General features: G+C 44.0%; 17 protein-coding genes. 11 read left to right on the forward strand and 6 right to left on the reverse strand.

All coding sequences use genetic code 11. The annotated features are described in order from the left end of the window. The first annotated feature begins 48 nt into the window (after nt 1-48). Nucleotides 49-1,419: an NCS2 family permease gene (locus ACHUFI_RS12770; protein ID WP_394249654.1), complete on the forward strand. Its 1,371-nt coding sequence runs from the start codon at nt 49-51 to the stop codon at nt 1,417-1,419. Nucleotides 1,420-1,540: 121 nt separating this feature from the next. Next, nucleotides 1,541-1,966 carry a phosphate-starvation-inducible protein PsiE gene (locus tag ACHUFI_RS12775; protein ID WP_394249656.1) on the forward strand — a complete coding sequence of 142 codons (426 nt, stop codon included), beginning with the start codon at nt 1,541-1,543 and terminating at the stop codon, nt 1,964-1,966. A gap of 53 nt (nt 1,967-2,019) precedes the next feature. Here the strand turns inward: ACHUFI_RS12775 and ACHUFI_RS12780 are convergent, their stop codons facing one another. Further along, complete coding sequence (locus ACHUFI_RS12780) at nt 2,020-2,886, reverse strand: YicC/YloC family endoribonuclease (RefSeq protein WP_394249658.1); 867 nt, start codon at nt 2,884-2,886, stop codon at nt 2,020-2,022. Between the two features lie 197 nt (nt 2,887-3,083). Between ACHUFI_RS12780 and rph the strand changes: the two genes are divergently transcribed. Together rph and pyrE are read left to right on the forward strand one after the other, a co-directional pair. Further along, nucleotides 3,084-3,800 (forward strand): ribonuclease PH, encoded by a 717-nt coding sequence (gene rph, locus ACHUFI_RS12785; RefSeq protein ID WP_394249832.1) that lies wholly within the window; start codon nt 3,084-3,086, stop codon nt 3,798-3,800. Between the two features lie 215 nt (nt 3,801-4,015). Beyond that, nucleotides 4,016-4,657 (forward strand): orotate phosphoribosyltransferase, encoded by a 642-nt coding sequence (pyrE, locus tag ACHUFI_RS12790; RefSeq protein WP_394249660.1) that lies wholly within the window; start codon nt 4,016-4,018, stop codon nt 4,655-4,657. Nucleotides 4,658-4,712: 55 nt separating this feature from the next. On the opposite strand, the gene ACHUFI_RS12795 is transcribed toward pyrE, so the two are convergent. From ACHUFI_RS12795 to coaBC, 3 genes are all read right to left on the reverse strand, one after another. Then, a complete protein-coding gene (locus ACHUFI_RS12795; RefSeq protein ID WP_394249662.1) occupies nt 4,713-5,666 on the reverse strand; it encodes a Kdo(2)-lipid IV(A) acyltransferase in 954 nt (317 codons plus the stop codon). A 21-nt stretch (nt 5,667-5,687) separates the two neighbouring features. Next, a complete protein-coding gene (slmA, locus tag ACHUFI_RS12800) occupies nt 5,688-6,278 on the reverse strand; it encodes a nucleoid occlusion factor SlmA (protein ID WP_394249664.1) in 591 nt (196 codons plus the stop codon). 164 nt (nt 6,279-6,442) lie between these two features. Next, the gene (gene coaBC, locus ACHUFI_RS12805; RefSeq protein WP_394249666.1) at nt 6,443-7,687 is read right to left on the reverse strand and encodes a bifunctional phosphopantothenoylcysteine decarboxylase/phosphopantothenate--cysteine ligase CoaBC; all 1,245 of its coding nucleotides are present in this window, start codon (nt 7,685-7,687) and stop codon (nt 6,443-6,445) included. Nucleotides 7,688-7,888: 201 nt separating this feature from the next. Here coaBC and radC point away from each other — a divergent pair, with 201 nt between their 5' ends. The 6 genes from radC to ACHUFI_RS12835 all read left to right on the forward strand — a co-directional run bounded on the left by radC (nt 7,889) and on the right by ACHUFI_RS12835 (nt 12,852). Further along, nucleotides 7,889-8,563 carry a RadC family protein gene (gene radC, locus ACHUFI_RS12810; protein WP_394249668.1) on the forward strand — a complete coding sequence of 225 codons (675 nt, stop codon included), beginning with the start codon at nt 7,889-7,891 and terminating at the stop codon, nt 8,561-8,563. A gap of 295 nt (nt 8,564-8,858) precedes the next feature. After that, entirely contained in the window at nt 8,859-9,095 is a 237-nt protein-coding gene (gene rpmB, locus ACHUFI_RS12815) for a 50S ribosomal protein L28 (RefSeq protein ID WP_004728407.1), read from the forward strand. Nucleotides 9,096-9,108: 13 nt separating this feature from the next. Next, nucleotides 9,109-9,276: a 50S ribosomal protein L33 gene (gene rpmG / locus ACHUFI_RS12820; RefSeq protein ID WP_002535344.1), complete on the forward strand. Its 168-nt coding sequence runs from the start codon at nt 9,109-9,111 to the stop codon at nt 9,274-9,276. Between the two features lie 159 nt (nt 9,277-9,435). After that, the gene (locus ACHUFI_RS12825; RefSeq protein WP_394249670.1) at nt 9,436-9,900 is read left to right on the forward strand and encodes a hypothetical protein; all 465 of its coding nucleotides are present in this window, start codon (nt 9,436-9,438) and stop codon (nt 9,898-9,900) included. A gap of 58 nt (nt 9,901-9,958) precedes the next feature. Beyond that, nucleotides 9,959-10,768, forward strand: coding sequence for a bifunctional DNA-formamidopyrimidine glycosylase/DNA-(apurinic or apyrimidinic site) lyase (gene mutM / locus ACHUFI_RS12830; RefSeq protein ID WP_394249672.1), 810 nt, complete (start codon nt 9,959-9,961; stop codon nt 10,766-10,768). Between the two features lie 101 nt (nt 10,769-10,869). Next, entirely contained in the window at nt 10,870-12,852 is a 1,983-nt protein-coding gene (locus tag ACHUFI_RS12835; RefSeq protein ID WP_394249674.1) for an LTA synthase family protein, read from the forward strand. Between the two features lie 45 nt (nt 12,853-12,897). On the opposite strand, the gene coaD is transcribed toward ACHUFI_RS12835, so the two are convergent. Next, the gene (coaD, locus tag ACHUFI_RS12840; protein ID WP_394249676.1) at nt 12,898-13,392 is read right to left on the reverse strand and encodes a pantetheine-phosphate adenylyltransferase; all 495 of its coding nucleotides are present in this window, start codon (nt 13,390-13,392) and stop codon (nt 12,898-12,900) included. A 106-nt stretch (nt 13,393-13,498) separates the two neighbouring features. Between coaD and ACHUFI_RS12845 the strand changes: the two genes are divergently transcribed. Next, nucleotides 13,499-14,533, forward strand: coding sequence for a glycosyltransferase family 9 protein (locus tag ACHUFI_RS12845; RefSeq protein ID WP_394249678.1), 1,035 nt, complete (start codon nt 13,499-13,501; stop codon nt 14,531-14,533). Here the strand turns inward: ACHUFI_RS12845 and ACHUFI_RS12850 are convergent. After that, complete coding sequence (locus tag ACHUFI_RS12850) at nt 14,502-15,290, reverse strand: glycosyltransferase family 2 protein (protein ID WP_394249680.1); 789 nt, start codon at nt 15,288-15,290, stop codon at nt 14,502-14,504. The genes ACHUFI_RS12845 and ACHUFI_RS12850 overlap by 32 nt on opposite strands.

A 15,290-nucleotide genomic window follows, 5' to 3' on the forward strand; every position in this document is an offset into this window, starting at 1 on the left:
TCACAGCATTTGAATCTTTAATTCTTAATTTATTGCAAAGGTTTTGTTGTGAATACCGATTCCACCCTGAAAGCCCAGAACACCTCTGGCTCGCTTGATTCGATGTTTAAAATCACTGAAAGAAAGACCACAATTAGCACAGAGCTATACGCCGGTTTTATTACTTTCTTGGCGATGAGCTACATTCTCGCAGTGAATCCAGCCATTTTAGGTGGCATTCCTGGAATGGATAAAGGCGCGGTATTTACGGCAACGGCGTTGTCTGCTGCTATCGCGACTCTGATTATGGGGATCTGGGGTAATTATCCAGTAATGCTTGCACCGGGTATGAGCATGAATGGCTTTTTCAAAGGCATGCTATTAAGCGGATCGGTTGCAGTGCTGTGGAATGAAGCCTTATTCGGTATTTTCCTATCGGGTATTCTTTATCTTGCCTTTTCATTGACCAATATTCGTAAGTCGATGATTGAATCGATCCCTGAAGACTTGAAACTGGCAATTACCGTATCTCTCGGACTGTTTATTGCTTTTTTAGGTCTGAAGAATGCAGGCATTATCGTTTCTAACCCATTCGTGTTGGTGGGCCTAGGTGATATCTCAGATCCAAAAGTGATCATCGCTTATGTAAGTATCTTCATCGCACTAGGCTGTATGGTTCGTGATATCAAGCTCGCTACATTCATTTCATTTGTGTCGGCAATTGCACTAACTATTCTTGCTGACGTATTTATGGGTACATCAAACGCGCCAATCCCAGAACAGTTAGTAGCTATGCCGCCAAGCATGGCTGGCAGCTTCGGCGCTATTTTTGATTTCTCTGCATTCACGCCAGACAAGATGTTTGACTTGCTATTCATTGTTCTGATTTTTCTGATTGTCGATTTCTTTGATGGCTTAAGCACCATTGTCGGGGTTGGACGTGACGCAGGGATTATTGATAAAGACGGTAAGGTACCTAACGCGAAATCGGCATTAGTGGCGGATGCTGGCGGTACCGTGATTGGTTCTGTTTTGGGGACGACTTCTATTACTGCCTTCTCTGAGTCGGGCATTGCTTCTTCTCAAGGCGCAAAAACAGGTCTAGCAGCTGTCATGGTTGCGGGTTTGTTCCTTATTTCACTTTTCCTATACCCAATTTTTTCTATCTTCTCGGCGGCAATGGTTGCGCCAGCGATGGTGGTTGTAGGCATCTATATGATTGGACGCCTAGGTCAAATTAACTGGGAACAGAAAGAGTCTCGCATTGCTGCGTTTTTTACTATCATGTTTACGGTTTTGAGCTTCTCACCTGCGAACGGTATGGCAATGGGCTTTATTAGCTACGCGTTCACTATGGTGGTTGCCGGTAAGGGCAAACAAGTTCACCCGTTGATTTACGCGTTGTCGGTTATCTTCTTGGCGTACTTAGTGCTGCTATAGGGCAAACCGTTATTCTTTGGTCTTAGTTGAAGTGGCTCGCCTAACAGGTTGAGCCATTTTTTATTGTATTCAATCAATAGAGCGATACACTGATTTTTTCTCTTACATAAACAGATAGATAATGCCGTCTCATTTACCCCAATCTTTTAGTAAGCCCTTTTTAAAGATCTTCTACGCGTTAGAAGCGGTGCTTTTAGTGGCAATTACGCTCGCAACTTTGTTTGCTATGGTTGAAGAGTTCATGCACGTCTTCGCAGAAAAGCGGGTACAGCTGACTGATATCTTACTGATGTTTATTTACTTAGAAGTGCTAGCCATGGTTCAGCAGTTTGTGGTGAATGGTAAGATACCCGTTCGATACCCTATCTATATTGCGATGATGGCGATTGCCCGCTACATTACACTGGGAATGAAAGAGTTAGATGCGACCTTGGTGGTTTGGTTGTCGGTGGCTGCGTTTATTTTGGCAGCGGCCACTTTATTAATACGGGTAGGGCACCATTACTGGCCTTATGTGGATAGAAAAACCAACCAGCCGGATGAATAAACAAAAGCCCAGTCAAGTGACTGGGCTTTTTCATTCGGTTAACCGACGGTCGATTATTCGATATTTTGGATCTGCTCACGCATCTGTTCAATCAGTACTTTAAGCTCTACACCAGACGCAGTGATGTCTGTGCTGATAGACTTAGATGCGAGAGTGTTTGATTCACGGTTGAATTCTTGCATCATAAAGTCCAGTTTACGGCCACATGCTCCGCCTTTCTTCAATACTGCATTGGCTTCTTTCACGTGAGAGTCTAGGCGGTCTAGCTCTTCGGCTACGTCTGACTTCTGTGCCAGTAGGATAAGCTCTTGTTCAACACGAGAACCTTCCAGTTCAATTTTCGCTTCTTCAAACTTGTTAAGTAGACGTTCACGTTGCCATTCTAGGATTTCAGGCATGCGTGCACGAACTTTTACCACCTCTTCGGTGATCGCATCTAAGCGCTGTACGATTAACGCTTTCATGTTTTCGCCTTCACGGGCACGCGCATCAATGAACTCACCAATAGCATCATTAAATGCATTGAGTAGATCTTTGTTGATGGCATCCATGTCTTGCTCAGGCGTTTCCATCACGCCAGGCCAATTCATGACTTGGAATGGATTCAGACGGCTCTCTTCACCTGTCATGGACATTACTTGGTTAGCTGCATTAATCACTTGCTGCGCTAAACCTTCGTTAATGCTTAGCTCGCCCTTAGCTGCTGGGTTTGCTTCGAAACGTAGGTTACATTCAACCTTGCCGCGCGCTAGGCGCTTGCGGAAACGCTCACGTAGAATTGGTTCTAAACCACGGAACTGCTCTGGCATACGGAAGTAAGTTTCTAGGTAGCGTTGGTTTACGCTGCGGATTTCCCACACAGCACTGCCCCAATCGCCTTTTACTTCTTTGCGCGCGTACGCCGTCATACTATAAATCATCGAATTTTCCTGTCTTTTATCATTCTGAAAATAACGCGCCGCAATAGTAGCATAGATTCAAACTTGGCGTGCCAGAGCCTTTGATCCCCATAGCTTTACGTTGGTAATTCCTATATAATCTCGCCCCAATAAAATCCGTCTCACCCCCTTCCACAAGGTCAATAATGACCTATGGAACGCTAACTAAGGTAGATGCCATGCGTCCGAATGACCGCGCTGTAGATCAAGTTCGTCCAATTAAAATTACTCGTAATTACACAGCGTATGCTGAAGGTTCTGTTCTTGTTGAGTTTGGTAATACCAAAGTATTGTGTAACGCGTCTGTGGAAGAAAATGTACCTCGTTGGTTGAAAGGCCAAGGTAAAGGTTGGGTGACGGCTGAATATGGCATGCTGCCACGAGCAACTCATACTCGTAACCGTCGTGAAGCTGCAAGTGGTAAGCAAGGCGGCCGTACGATGGAAATTCAGCGTCTGATCGCACGTAGTTTGCGTGCCGTTGTGGATTTGAAGCAACTTGGCGAAATCATGATTACGGTTGACTGTGATGTGATTCAAGCGGATGGCGGAACGCGTACAGCGGCTATTTCGGGTGCTAGCGTCGCAATGGCTGACGCAATTCAACACTTACTAGACAACGGTAAGTTGAAGAAGAACCCGATGAAAGGCCACGTGGCCGCTGTTTCAGTTGGTATCGTGGGTGAAAATGCACTGTGTGACTTAGAGTACACAGAAGACTCAAATGCGGATACCGACATGAACGTTGTGATGACGGAAGGCGGTAAGATGATTGAGATTCAAGGTACAGCCGAAGGCGAACCGTTCAGCCACGATGAGCTAATGCAGTTATTGGCTCTAGCGAATAAGGGCATTGCCGATATTATTGAAGCGCAAAAAACAGCGTTAGCAGAATAGTTTTTAAATAGCTCCCAATTTGGGGGCTATTTTTTTATCTTCGTCGTATTCGCGCTTTCCGCGTTGTTAACTACGCTTACTAACCCGAATCACTTACTACTCGTAAGCTCACGGTTTTCGCAAGCTTGTTGCCTAGCGGAAAACACGACTACTTAGAAGATACCGAAAAGAGTTTAAGTTAATTAAGTTTTATTGAGTAAACATAGAGGATGAGCATGAAAGCATATCAACGTGAATTTATTGAATTTGCACTAGAGAAAGAAGTACTTAAGTTTGGTGAGTTTACTTTAAAGTCTGGCCGTAAGAGCCCTTACTTCTTCAATGCTGGATTGTTTAACACAGGTCGTGATCTAGCCCGCCTAGGCCGTTTTTACGCTGCAGCTTTGGCGGATTCTGGTATTGAATTTGATGTACTGTTTGGCCCTGCGTACAAAGGTATCCCAATCGCAACCACAACCGCAGTTGCTTTAGCTGATCACCACGAAGTAGACACGCCTTACTGCTTTAATCGTAAAGAAGCGAAAGATCACGGTGAAGGTGGCAACCTAGTAGGTAGCGCGCTTGAAGGTCGTATCATGCTGGTGGATGATGTGATCACTGCAGGTACTGCGATTCGTGAGTCGATGGAAATCATCCAAGCGAATGGTGCAGACCTAGCAGGTGTATTGGTTGCGATTGATCGTCAAGAGAAAGGTAAAGGCGAGTTATCTGCGATTCAAGAAGTTGAGCGTGACTTTGGCTGTGCAATTATCTCAATTGTAAGCCTAACAGACCTTGTTACTTTCCTTGAAGAGAAAGGCACTGATGCCGCTCACCTTGAAGCAGTAAAAGCCTACCGCGCTCAATACGGCATCTAATCTTGTGAAGTAAATAAAAAGGCTTACCAAGTGGTAAGCCTTTTTTATGACTGGTTTATTTATAACGGATGCCTTTGGGCTGGCTAGGGTCTTCCATCGTTTTGTAACGTTTATGTAGCCACATCCATTGCTCTGGCGCACGTAGAATGATCTTTTCTACGTAAGTATTCATGTAAGCTGCTGCTGACTTTTCATCTTTTTGCGGATAGTTACCCTCAATGCACTCATCTGCAATGATTTCATATTTCCCATCTGCATTTCTAAATCCAGAACCAGGAATAATCGCGCACTTACTAGTGTAAGCAAGAATACTCGTACCGGTTGTGGTGCAGGCGTCTTGAATGGCGAAGAAGGGAACAAAAACGGATTTGTTGGCTCCATAGTCGTGATCTGGAAGATAAAAAAGGATCTCGCCTTGGCGCAATATTTTGATCATCCTTTTTAAATCACGTCGTTCAATTAAAATATTGCCGTTACGAGCACGTCCACGATATTGAATGAATTCATAAGCAGGGTTGCTGTGAGGGCGATATACGCCGTATCCAGGAAAACCCAATACACCAGCGGCGCGCGCTGTGATTTCTAGGTTCAATGCGTGCACGCAACATAGCAGAACTCCTTTCCCGTTTTCGTGCTTGTCGCGAAGCGCTTTGGTGTCTTTGTCGATAAGAATGCGTTTAAAGCGCCACGTTGGCCAGAACCAAGTAATGCCTGTTTCAATCAGCGCCATGCCGGTATTTTTGAAGTTTTCTTCGACAATTGCCGCTACTTCATCTGCTGACTTGTCTGGAAACGCCAACTCTAAGTTACGAGTGGCGACATGAACACGCTTTTTCCCAACACGCATGCCAAGCTTGCCAATACTTCTACCTAGTACATAAAGAAGTGAATAGGGAAGCAGGTTGACAATAAGCGCGAGTAAGCCGAAACCAGCCCATACCCCCCAATATTTAGGGTGGAGTAAGGAAAGCGTAAAGGGCGGTTTCTCTATTACGTGTTTGCTAGTCATAACGTTTACTTTATTCGTAGGTTATTGAATCTGAGCACTGAGTAGCGCCCAATAAGCGTCGAAGTTTTCTGTTGGCTGATATTTGAAATCAGAACGAACAAATCGATTTAAGCTGCCTTCTACTTGGCCGAGTAATTGCGCGGCTAAGATTTTCTCATCGACAGGGAAAGATTTTCCTTCGCGCAGTTTTCTTTCTCTCAAGATCTGGCGAAGCTGAGTTTCAATACGTTCAAATAACTGGTTGATGCGGTCTCTTAAACGCTCATTTTCAAACATCAGAGCGTGACCAGAAAGAATACGGGTTAGACCTGGATTGCGCTCTGAAAAGGCTAAGATCAACTGAAGCACTAATCGAATGCGCTCAAGAGTGTCTTTTTCTTCATCTAAAATTCGATTGATGCGAGACATCAATGCCTCTTCAATGAATTCAATTAAGCCTTCAAACATTCGAGCTTTGCTAGGAAAGTGACGGTAAAGAGCGGCTTCTGAAACTCCGACTTGCTTAGCCAGTTTAGCGGTCGTAATACGCGAAGCGCCTTCCGTCGACTCTAGCATTTGTGCTAACGCTTGAAGAATTTCTTCACGACGGTTTGATTTTCTTGTACCAGCCATCTGTGTACTTCCTTTGCTATAGATGATGAATAAACGCGGGATGATTATAAACATCAATTGATTCCGTTCCTAGCAAGTAGAAACGGAATCGAGTGTTCGATAAGCAATTTGTGGCGAATGACCATTGTTGGTCGTCATCGCCGAGTCAGGCTTATGAAAAGAGGTTACTTGCGATCAAGTAACTGTTTGATCTGCTCTAAGATCTGAAAGCCTAGTGACTCTTTGCTTTCAAGAGGGAGGGACTTATGGCCATCTTCCCAATACAGCTGCAGCGCATTGTCGTTACTGTTAAAGCCCTGTCCGGCCACCGACACATCGTTAGCGCAGATCATATCTAGGTTCTTTTTCGCTAACTTCCCGCGCGCGTACTTTTCTACATCTTGAGTTTCTGCGGCAAAGCCAACTGTAAATGGGCGTTGCTCCGTCATAGCTGCGACAGATGCAACAATGTCTGGGTTCTTCACCATAGTGATCGACATTTCATCGTGATCATCTGTCTTTTTTATCTTTTGTGTTGCAATGGTGTCAGGGCGGTAGTCCGCCACGGCTGCACAGCTAATGAAAATATCGTGTTTAGGCGCATTCTCCGTTACGGCATCAAACATGTCTTGAGCGCTGTCTACATCAATACGAGTGACATGTGTTGGTGTCGCAAGCGATACAGGACCACTGACTAGAGTGACGGTAGCACCAAGCTTAGCGGCGGCTTCTGCTATTGCATACCCCATTTTGCCTGAGCTGTGATTGGTAATATAACGTACAGGATCTATCGCTTCACGAGTTGGTCCTGCAGTAATAAGAAGAGATTTATCCGCTAGAGGCTTTGGTTGAAAAAAGTGTTCACATAACTCAACCAGCTGCATTGGCTCTAGCATTCTGCCCATGCCTACATCGCCACACGCTTGCTCGCCAGCCGCTGGGCCCCACACCTCAAAACCACGGCGTTTTAATGTCGCAAGGTTTTCTTGAGTTGCGATGTTCTTGTACATCTGCTGATTCATAGCGGGTGAAACGGCAATTGGGGAATCGGTGGCAAGAACTAAGGTCGTTAACAAATCATTGCCCATGCCTGCGCTAATGCGAGCGATGAGGTCGGCGGTCGCAGGGGCAAGCAATACCAAATCGGCCCACTTTGCCAATTCAATATGGCCCATGGAGGCTTCAGCAGCAGGATCGAGTAAGCTATCAGACACAGGACGGCCTGATACAGCTTGCATGGTTAAAGGAGTAATGAATTCTTTTGCTGCATTAGTCATGACAACTTGTACTTGTGCCCCACGCTCGATTAGCCTGCGTGTCAGCTCTGCACATTTATAAGCAGCAATACCGCCACTTATGCCAAGAAGGATTTTTTTCCCTGCTAGACTTTGTGTCGCTGCAGTATTTCGTTCATTCACCGGTGTTTGCATGATTTTGTTCCTTAAAAATTCTGCGACTTACGATATCAGATAGAAGGTGGAGTGCCTAGAAGTGGAGTCGCGATGCAATTGATGCTCATCAAATAACTCATTTACATATTTTTGTTAAGCCGCTTGGAGGCAGGGGATAATTTGATTAATTCGTGTTGATGAGACCTTACTCTGGTGTATTTCCTTTCAACGAGAAGTTTTATGACATTGAAACTACTGCCTCAAGAGTCGATGCCGAGAGAAAAACTATTAAGTAGAGGGCCGCAATCCTTAAGTGATGCGGAGCTATTAGCCATTTTTTTGAGAACGGGGACACCGGGCATGAATGTTATCGAGCTTGCTGACTCGCTTATTAAAGACTTTGGCTCGTTGCGAAAATTGTTCTCAGCGTCTGAAATCGAATTCTGCCGTCATAAAGGCATGGGGCAAGCCAAGTTCGTTCAACTTCAAGCGGTCATTGAGATGACGCAGCGCTATCTAGCGGAAACCTTATCGAGAGGCGATGCACTGACAAGTCCTGAGCATACTAAGCTTTATTTATCGAGCGTATTACGCGATCGACAGCGAGAAGCCTTCTATATACTGTTTTTGGACAATCAGCATCGAGTCATACAAGACGAAGTATTATTTGAAGGAACAATAGACTCTGCTTCAGTTTACCCGCGAGAAGTGGTGAAACGGGCGCTTCATCACAATGCGGCTGCTTTAATTCTTGCCCACAATCACCCTTCAGGTATCGCAGAACCGAGTCAGGCTGACCGCAGAATTACTCGCCGGTTGAGTGATGCATTGGCACTGGTTGACATCCGAGTACTCGACCATTTTGTGGTTGGAGACGGTGAAGTGGTCTCTTTTGCAGAACGTGGATGGATTTGAATCACATTTTGGCTTGTTAGTTGCTAGAAATCTGCTATGATTCCGGCCACATTTTAGAACCTTAAAATCAGCTCTGATTACTCAAGCAAGCTGCTCTGCACAAAAAAAGATCACGAAATCCTTAAAAAGGATCTGTTCGGGTCTTGAGCAATGCACGTCAAGTTAGTATAATGCGCGACCTTTGATAGCCTTGTATGGATTTTCCATAACGGTTTTTAACCTCTATTTTCTTAATAGATAGAGAGGTTCGGCCACCAAGGTTGATATCGAGCTGAAACGATTGGAGAAGACATTCATGTCCCGAGTATGCCAAGTAACTGGTAAGCGTCCAGTAACGGGTAACAACCGTTCACACGCACGCAATGCTACTAAGCGTCGTTTTCTGCCGAACCTACAAACTCATCGTTTCTGGGTAGAGAGCGAAAAACGTTTTGTTAAACTACGTCTAACTGCTAAAGGCATGCGTATCATTGATAAGAAAGGCATCGATGCTGTTCTTGTTGATATTCGTGCACGTGGCGAAAACGTTTAAGAGGAATTAAGCAATGGCTAAAGGCATTCGTGAGAAAATTCGTCTAGTATCTTCTGCAGGTACTGGTCACTTCTACACAACTGACAAGAACAAGCGTAACATGCCAGGTAAATTTGAGATCAAAAAGTTTGATCCAGTAGTTCGCCAGCACGTTATGTACAAAGAAGCTAAAATCAAGTAATTGATTGCTACTTTGTAGACAGTGTGAAAAACCTAGCTCTCGAGCTAGGTTTTTTTATGTCTGAAATTTGGCAACGATAGCAAACTCGATATCATTGTTTTACAAGAAAGGGATATACTAAAAATAAACAGATACAAGCCTAAGCAAAAAGGAAGCCCCATGAGATATCGTGGTCGTAAATGGAATAATATTTTAATGCTCAGCGTGATTCTCTTCATCGCAGTATTAAACCTACCAACTTTGATCAAACACTTCCTTATTGAGCCGTCAGAAAGCCCTTACCCTTACTTACTGAACCCAAGTCGTGAAATTCAAGCCTTATATACATCTCAATGGTCTCTCGAACTTCAGGAATCAACCTGGGTGTCGACTCCAGAGGGTACAGTAGCTGCAGAAGAGTATATTCAGCGTTGGGTGGAGGTAGTTGGAACGGCTGTTGATGAGCGGACTTATGATAGCCTTAGTGCGAATTTACGTAACCCTCAGACGATAGAAGTCTGGTATGTGGATCAAGAAGAGCCCCAGCGGCTAACTTATTATCAAACCCCTCAATTTTGGTTACTGAAAAATTGGCAGAATCATTGGATTGCTGTGTCTGTTGAGCCGGGGTATTTGTTGCCTTAACTGGCCTACCTTTTCTCCATATTTATGAATTGAGCGATTTATCCAGGAACAATAATAAATGCCAGAGTTACCAGAAGTAGAAGTGAGCCGAATGGGTATTAGCCCTTACTTGGTTGGACAAACTATTCAAACATTAACGTTTCGTGCGCCCAAATTACGTTGGGATATCCCATTGGAATTAAAGCGCTTAGAAGGTGAAGTAATTCGTTCTATTTCAAGGCGAGCCAAGTATTTACTGATTGAAACAGACAAGGGGACGGCCATCGTGCACCTTGGAATGTCTGGATCGTTGAGAGTACTTGATGCTGAATTTCCTGCCGACAAGCATGATCATGTCGATCTTAAGCTGACGAATGGCAAAGTCTTGCGTTATAACGACCCTAGGCGCTTTGGAGCGTGGCTTTATTGCCCGGTAGGAGAATCCCATGTTGTACTTGAAGGCTCTGGGCCTGAGCCTCTGACGGATGATTTTAATGCAGAATATATTGAAGAAAAGGCCAAGGTACGCAAAGTCGCGGTTAAGCAGTTCATAATGGATAACAAAGTTGTTGTAGGCGTCGGTAATATTTATGCGAATGAGGCTTTGTTTAGTTCTAGAATCCATCCTTTACGCCCAGCTAATAAGCTCAATTCAAACGAATGGCGCTTGTTAACAAGCAACATCAAAAATGTTTTAGCCACAGCGATTGAACAAGGTGGAACGACGCTGAAAGACTTCGCGCAGGCGGATGGTAAGCCTGGCTATTTTGCGCAAGAGTTACAGGTGTATGGCAAAGCGGGTGAGCCGTGTCCAAATTGTGGTGAAGAATTGCAGGAGCAAAAAATAGGTCAGAGGAATACGTTTTTCTGTGATTCTTGCCAAATCTAATACCTTTCGAACTCCCATTTTTCCAATATGATCCGAGCATGGTATTGAGCTGTGATATCATGCTGCGTTTGATTAGACCATCCCATCCAGAAGCGTGAAACATGGATTTTGACCAAAACTATCGTAAGTTAACTCGCACACTTATCGTGCTCTTTATTGCCGGTATTGCACTCCTGTCTCTATCTCGTGCATTGTTCTATTTTCAGGTTGTGAACCCTTCAGAATTAATTGGTATCGAAACAGATGTTTGGCGGGCTTTCTGGGTTGGACTTCGTTTTGACGCCAAAGTGGTCGCAATTGGATTTGCTCCTTTGTTATTGGTTGGGCTGATTCTTTCTAGCTTCTCTTCTATTTATCAAAAGTTCACTCGAGTTATCCCTAGCTATAGCGCCTTGATATTCTTCTTATTGTCGGGAATGTCGATTGCCAATTATTACTATTACGTCACTTACGGGACCTATATTGATGTCTTTGTTTTTGGATTAGTAGATGATGATACTGAAGCGGTACTAGAAAATGCTTGGGTAGACTACCCAATCCTGCGCTCTTTTGTGACGGCCACCTTCGTTGGAGTATTAGGTTATGTTGGCTCAAGTAAGTTAATTGCCTATCTCGAGAATAAACACTGGGGTGCTCGTCGTTGGTGGCAAGTTTCTGTGTCTGTTGTCGCTATGGTTGCTGTGACAGTGGTTATTGCTCGAGGTTCTGTCGGTACGCTGCCTTTAAAGCGCTATCACGCCAATGTATCTCAATATGCTCCGCTTAATAATATTACTCCTAATGCATTTATGGCACTTGATTGGGCCAAGAGTGACTATAAAAAACAATCCAAATTTGAGCCCATTTCTAAGCAAGCTCTAGAGCAGCAAATGCTCAAAGTGTTAGGTCAACCTAATCCGATTTATAAGACGCCTAAAAATGATTATCTAGAAGCTCACCAACCTCATGTTGTGATGGCTTTGATGGAGGGGCTTGGAAACAATGTGCTTGTAGAAGATGATCCAGAAAACAATGATCTGTTGGGCTCTTTAAGAAAACACTTTGATGAAGATTTTGTCTTTGAACGTTTCATGGCGGGCACATCTGCAACGATAGACAGCATTGTTATGATGCTGTTCCATAGTGATATACCGACGATCAGTCACTCGAATGCCCAACGCGTGGAGTTACCAAGCTCTGCTGTCTTACCCTATAAACAGGCTGGTTATGATGTCGTGTTTATATACGGTGGCAATAGTATGTGGCGTAATCTAGCTAATTATTTACCTCGCCAAGGCTTTGATACTGTTTATGACGAAAATAGCATCATTAAAGCATTCCCAGAAGCTAAAAAGGAAGCGGATACCTGGGGAGTTCCAGACGAATTTACCTTTAAGTTTGCTCGTAAATTGCTTGATGAAGCAGACAAGCCGAAGATGATATACATCATGACTGTAACCAATCATTCTCCATTTAGAGCGCCTTCAGATTATCAGGCTAAGCCAGTACGAGAAAGCGAGCGCCTAAAACAGTTACTCGGTTCAATGGAGGAGGAAGCGAACGATCTACTTCAGGTTTACCAATATGCGAACGACTCTTTGGGGCAATTCATTACTGGTGTGAAAGCATCGCCGCTAGGGAAACAAACCGTGATAGCCGCATCAGGCGATCACCGTATGCGTTATTTAGCCACGGATTCTAAAGAGGAGTTTGGTCTTACGTTTGGTGTGCCATTTTATATGTATGTACCAGATGAAATTTTAGAGCATACAGACTATGAATATGATGGGAATAGGATTGGCTCACATCGAGATGTCTATCCAACTCTGTATCATTTCAGCTTATCTGACCAAGAATACACTTCTCTAGGTGGCGAAAACCTGTTGTCTAAAGACGGTGTAGTCAATATTGGGTATAACATTTCTCGTACGATTACGAAGATGGGAGCATTTTCAAACTCTAATCCAGCTCAATTGTACCCTTGGGGTGATAATGAAGGGAAAAATGGAGTCAGTTCAATCCAAAATCCAAATCCCACTTGGGCTCAGGAATATCGCAAATTACAGAACTATTACCTACGCTATCAAGTGACAGCACAGCCTTAACAGAAAATATGGAATAGCCCTCAAGAACAGAGGGCTGCTTGGTTCTTAAACATGCTTTTTATTGTGAAGTGCTTCGGCGATCACTTCCGGTACAAACTGAGTCACGTCCCCACCATGAATGGCGACCTCTCTGACGATAGTTGAAGAGATAAAGGCGTATTCTTCTGCGGGCGTTAGGAATACGCTCTCCAGGCCAGGCATTAGTCTTCGGTACATGTTAGTTAGTCCAAATTCGTACTCAAAGTCGACCGTTGTACGTAGGCCCCTGATTAGTACATTCGCTTCAACTTCTTTCGCGAAATCGACCATAAGTCCACTGAACCCTTGTGCAGTCACGTTATCTAGGTGCTTAGTGACTTCTATACAAAACTCTACACGTTCTTCCAATGTGAACATGGTGTTTTTACTCGGGCTTGCAGCAACAGCAATGATCACTTCATCAAACATCTTTGATGCTCGCTCAATAAGATCAAGGTGTCCATTGGTCAATGGATCAAAGGTTCCTGGGTAAACGACACGTGATAGAGTTTTATTTGACACAATCTTTTCTCAATTGATTAATCTGTATTAATGCTAACAAATACACTCCTATTTCACTAACTTAGTCGGTATGATTAGGAAAGAAAAATAGATGGTAAGCTCCGAAATGAAAAAAATTCTAGTTATTCGTAACGATAAAATTGGTGACTTTATGCTCGCGTGGCCAAGTTTTGCGATGCTGAAGTTATCGATGCCTCAGGCTCATATCACCGCTCTAGTGCCTAAATATACTGTGCAATTAGCAGAACTTTGTCCGTGGATTGACGATGTTATCGTGGATTGCACCACAAATGCAGATAAAACGGAGCAAAAAGCACTTGTTGCTGACATTAAATCTAGAAAGTTTGATGCGTCTATTAATCTTTTTTCAACCACTTACAATGCATTGCTTGTATGGAAGTCGGGAATAAAGTATCGATTGGCACCAGCAACCAAGCTTGCGCAGATATTTTATAATCGTCGTATTAAGCAAAGACGTTCCCAGTCTGCGAAGCCAGAGTACCAATACAACCTCGATCTTATTAGAGCCTTCTTAAATGAGCAGTCCGTTTCGGTGGTAGAGCCTCAAGCGCCTTACTTCTCTTTTCCAAAAGAAACATTAGATGAGCAAAAAGAGAAATTGACAAAAGCGCTCAACATCGACGCTAGTAAACCATGGTTGCTTGTGCACGCGGGAACGGGTGGGTCAGCGAATAATCTAACATTAGAGCAATATGCAACGATGTTAACTGGATTGGAGCATACGCACGAGCTTGTGGTTACCGCAGGGCCTGGGGAAGAGGAAAAAGCACGGCAACTTCTCGAGTTAGTCGTCGAAAAAGGTGGTAAAGGTGTCGTTTATTCAAAGAACGATGGTTTGATTGATTTTACTCGCTCGATTGCGTGTGCAAGTGTCTTCATTGCCGGTTCTACTGGACCATTGCATATTGCTGCTACGTTGGATGTGCCAACAGTAGGCTTCTTTCCGAGTAAGCGTTCTTCAACTCCTCTTCGTTGGCGCCCTCTAAACTCTGATAAACGCCATCTTGCGTTTTCTCCGCCAAAAGGTGGAGGTGAGAAGATAGAAGCAGATATGAGCCGCATTGATATCAATACGACTCTAGAACAACTTAATCCTTGGGTTGCTCAGTACTTGTCCTAATCCACAGGTCTGCGTATTTCACAAGGGTAGAGTGCGCAGATAATACCGAAAGCAGGAAACCTTGCTTGCCATCCAAAAAACCTGCCTTGAATACATACATTTTTAGAAAGCATGCAATAGCATGAAGCATGCCTTCTAAAATGCTACTCTTTTTGCCACGTTTTTCTCGTTGCTCCGCCCAAGCTTGAGCATAGCCTGCAGATTTTACCAAATAGTGATGTAGGTCGTTGTAGGTATAGTGGATAGCATCTCCAGACAATTCTTTTACATTCATATCTGTAGAAATTTCCACTTTTTCGTGGACTAGTGAGTCATCATATTGAGTTAGTTGAGTCGGGTACAATCTTACGACTCTATCTGGGTACCAACCACAGTGACGAATATAACGGCCAAATACCCAGCTTAAGCGACAAATGCTGTAGAGAGTGTTCGGCTCATTCTTTTCAACGGCTTGTTGAATGCTTACCTTTAGTTTATCGGTCACACGTTCATCTGCATCTAGCCAAAGTACAAAATCTGATTCAACATACTCTTGAGCAATGCGTCGCTGCGGTCCGAAACCAGGCCAATTCTTATTTACATGGAACTTTTCTGTGTATTTACGAGCAACTTGCTCAGTTTCATCTGTGCTACCGGAGTCGAGCACGACAATTTCATCAACCCAATCGACAACCGTCTTTAAACAAGCCTCAAGATTTTTTGCTTCATTTTTAACGATCAAAGCAACTGCTAATGTTGGTTTTGCTGAGCTTGGCAT

This window comes from Vibrio profundi, assembly GCF_043642225.1.
GTDB classification, from domain to species: Bacteria; Pseudomonadota; Gammaproteobacteria; order Enterobacterales; family Vibrionaceae; genus Vibrio; species Vibrio profundi_A.

Coding starts and splice junctions, on each gene's coding strand:
- ACHUFI_RS12775 (WP_394249656.1), top strand. CDS start 1,541: ATGCCGTCTCATTTACCCCAATCTTTTAGTAAGCCCTTTTTAAAGATC.
- ACHUFI_RS12780 (WP_394249658.1), bottom strand. CDS start 2,886: ATGATTTATAGTATGACGGCGTACGCGCGCAAAGAAGTAAAAGGCGAT.
- rph (WP_394249832.1), top strand. CDS start 3,084: ATGCGTCCGAATGACCGCGCTGTAGATCAAGTTCGTCCAATTAAAATT.
- pyrE (WP_394249660.1), top strand. CDS start 4,016: ATGAAAGCATATCAACGTGAATTTATTGAATTTGCACTAGAGAAAGAA.
- ACHUFI_RS12795 (WP_394249662.1), bottom strand. CDS start 5,666: ATGACTAGCAAACACGTAATAGAGAAACCGCCCTTTACGCTTTCCTTA.
- slmA (WP_394249664.1), bottom strand. CDS start 6,278: ATGGCTGGTACAAGAAAATCAAACCGTCGTGAAGAAATTCTTCAAGCG.
- coaBC (WP_394249666.1), bottom strand. CDS start 7,687: ATGCAAACACCGGTGAATGAACGAAATACTGCAGCGACACAAAGTCTA.
- radC (WP_394249668.1), top strand. CDS start 7,889: ATGACATTGAAACTACTGCCTCAAGAGTCGATGCCGAGAGAAAAACTA.
- rpmB (WP_004728407.1), top strand. CDS start 8,859: ATGTCCCGAGTATGCCAAGTAACTGGTAAGCGTCCAGTAACGGGTAAC.
- rpmG (WP_002535344.1), top strand. CDS start 9,109: ATGGCTAAAGGCATTCGTGAGAAAATTCGTCTAGTATCTTCTGCAGGT.
- ACHUFI_RS12825 (WP_394249670.1), top strand. CDS start 9,436: ATGAGATATCGTGGTCGTAAATGGAATAATATTTTAATGCTCAGCGTG.
- mutM (WP_394249672.1), top strand. CDS start 9,959: ATGCCAGAGTTACCAGAAGTAGAAGTGAGCCGAATGGGTATTAGCCCT.
- ACHUFI_RS12835 (WP_394249674.1), top strand. CDS start 10,870: ATGGATTTTGACCAAAACTATCGTAAGTTAACTCGCACACTTATCGTG.
- ACHUFI_RS12845 (WP_394249678.1), top strand. CDS start 13,499: ATGAAAAAAATTCTAGTTATTCGTAACGATAAAATTGGTGACTTTATG.
- ACHUFI_RS12850 (WP_394249680.1), bottom strand. CDS start 15,290: ATGCCAAGCTCAGCAAAACCAACATTAGCAGTTGCTTTGATCGTTAAA.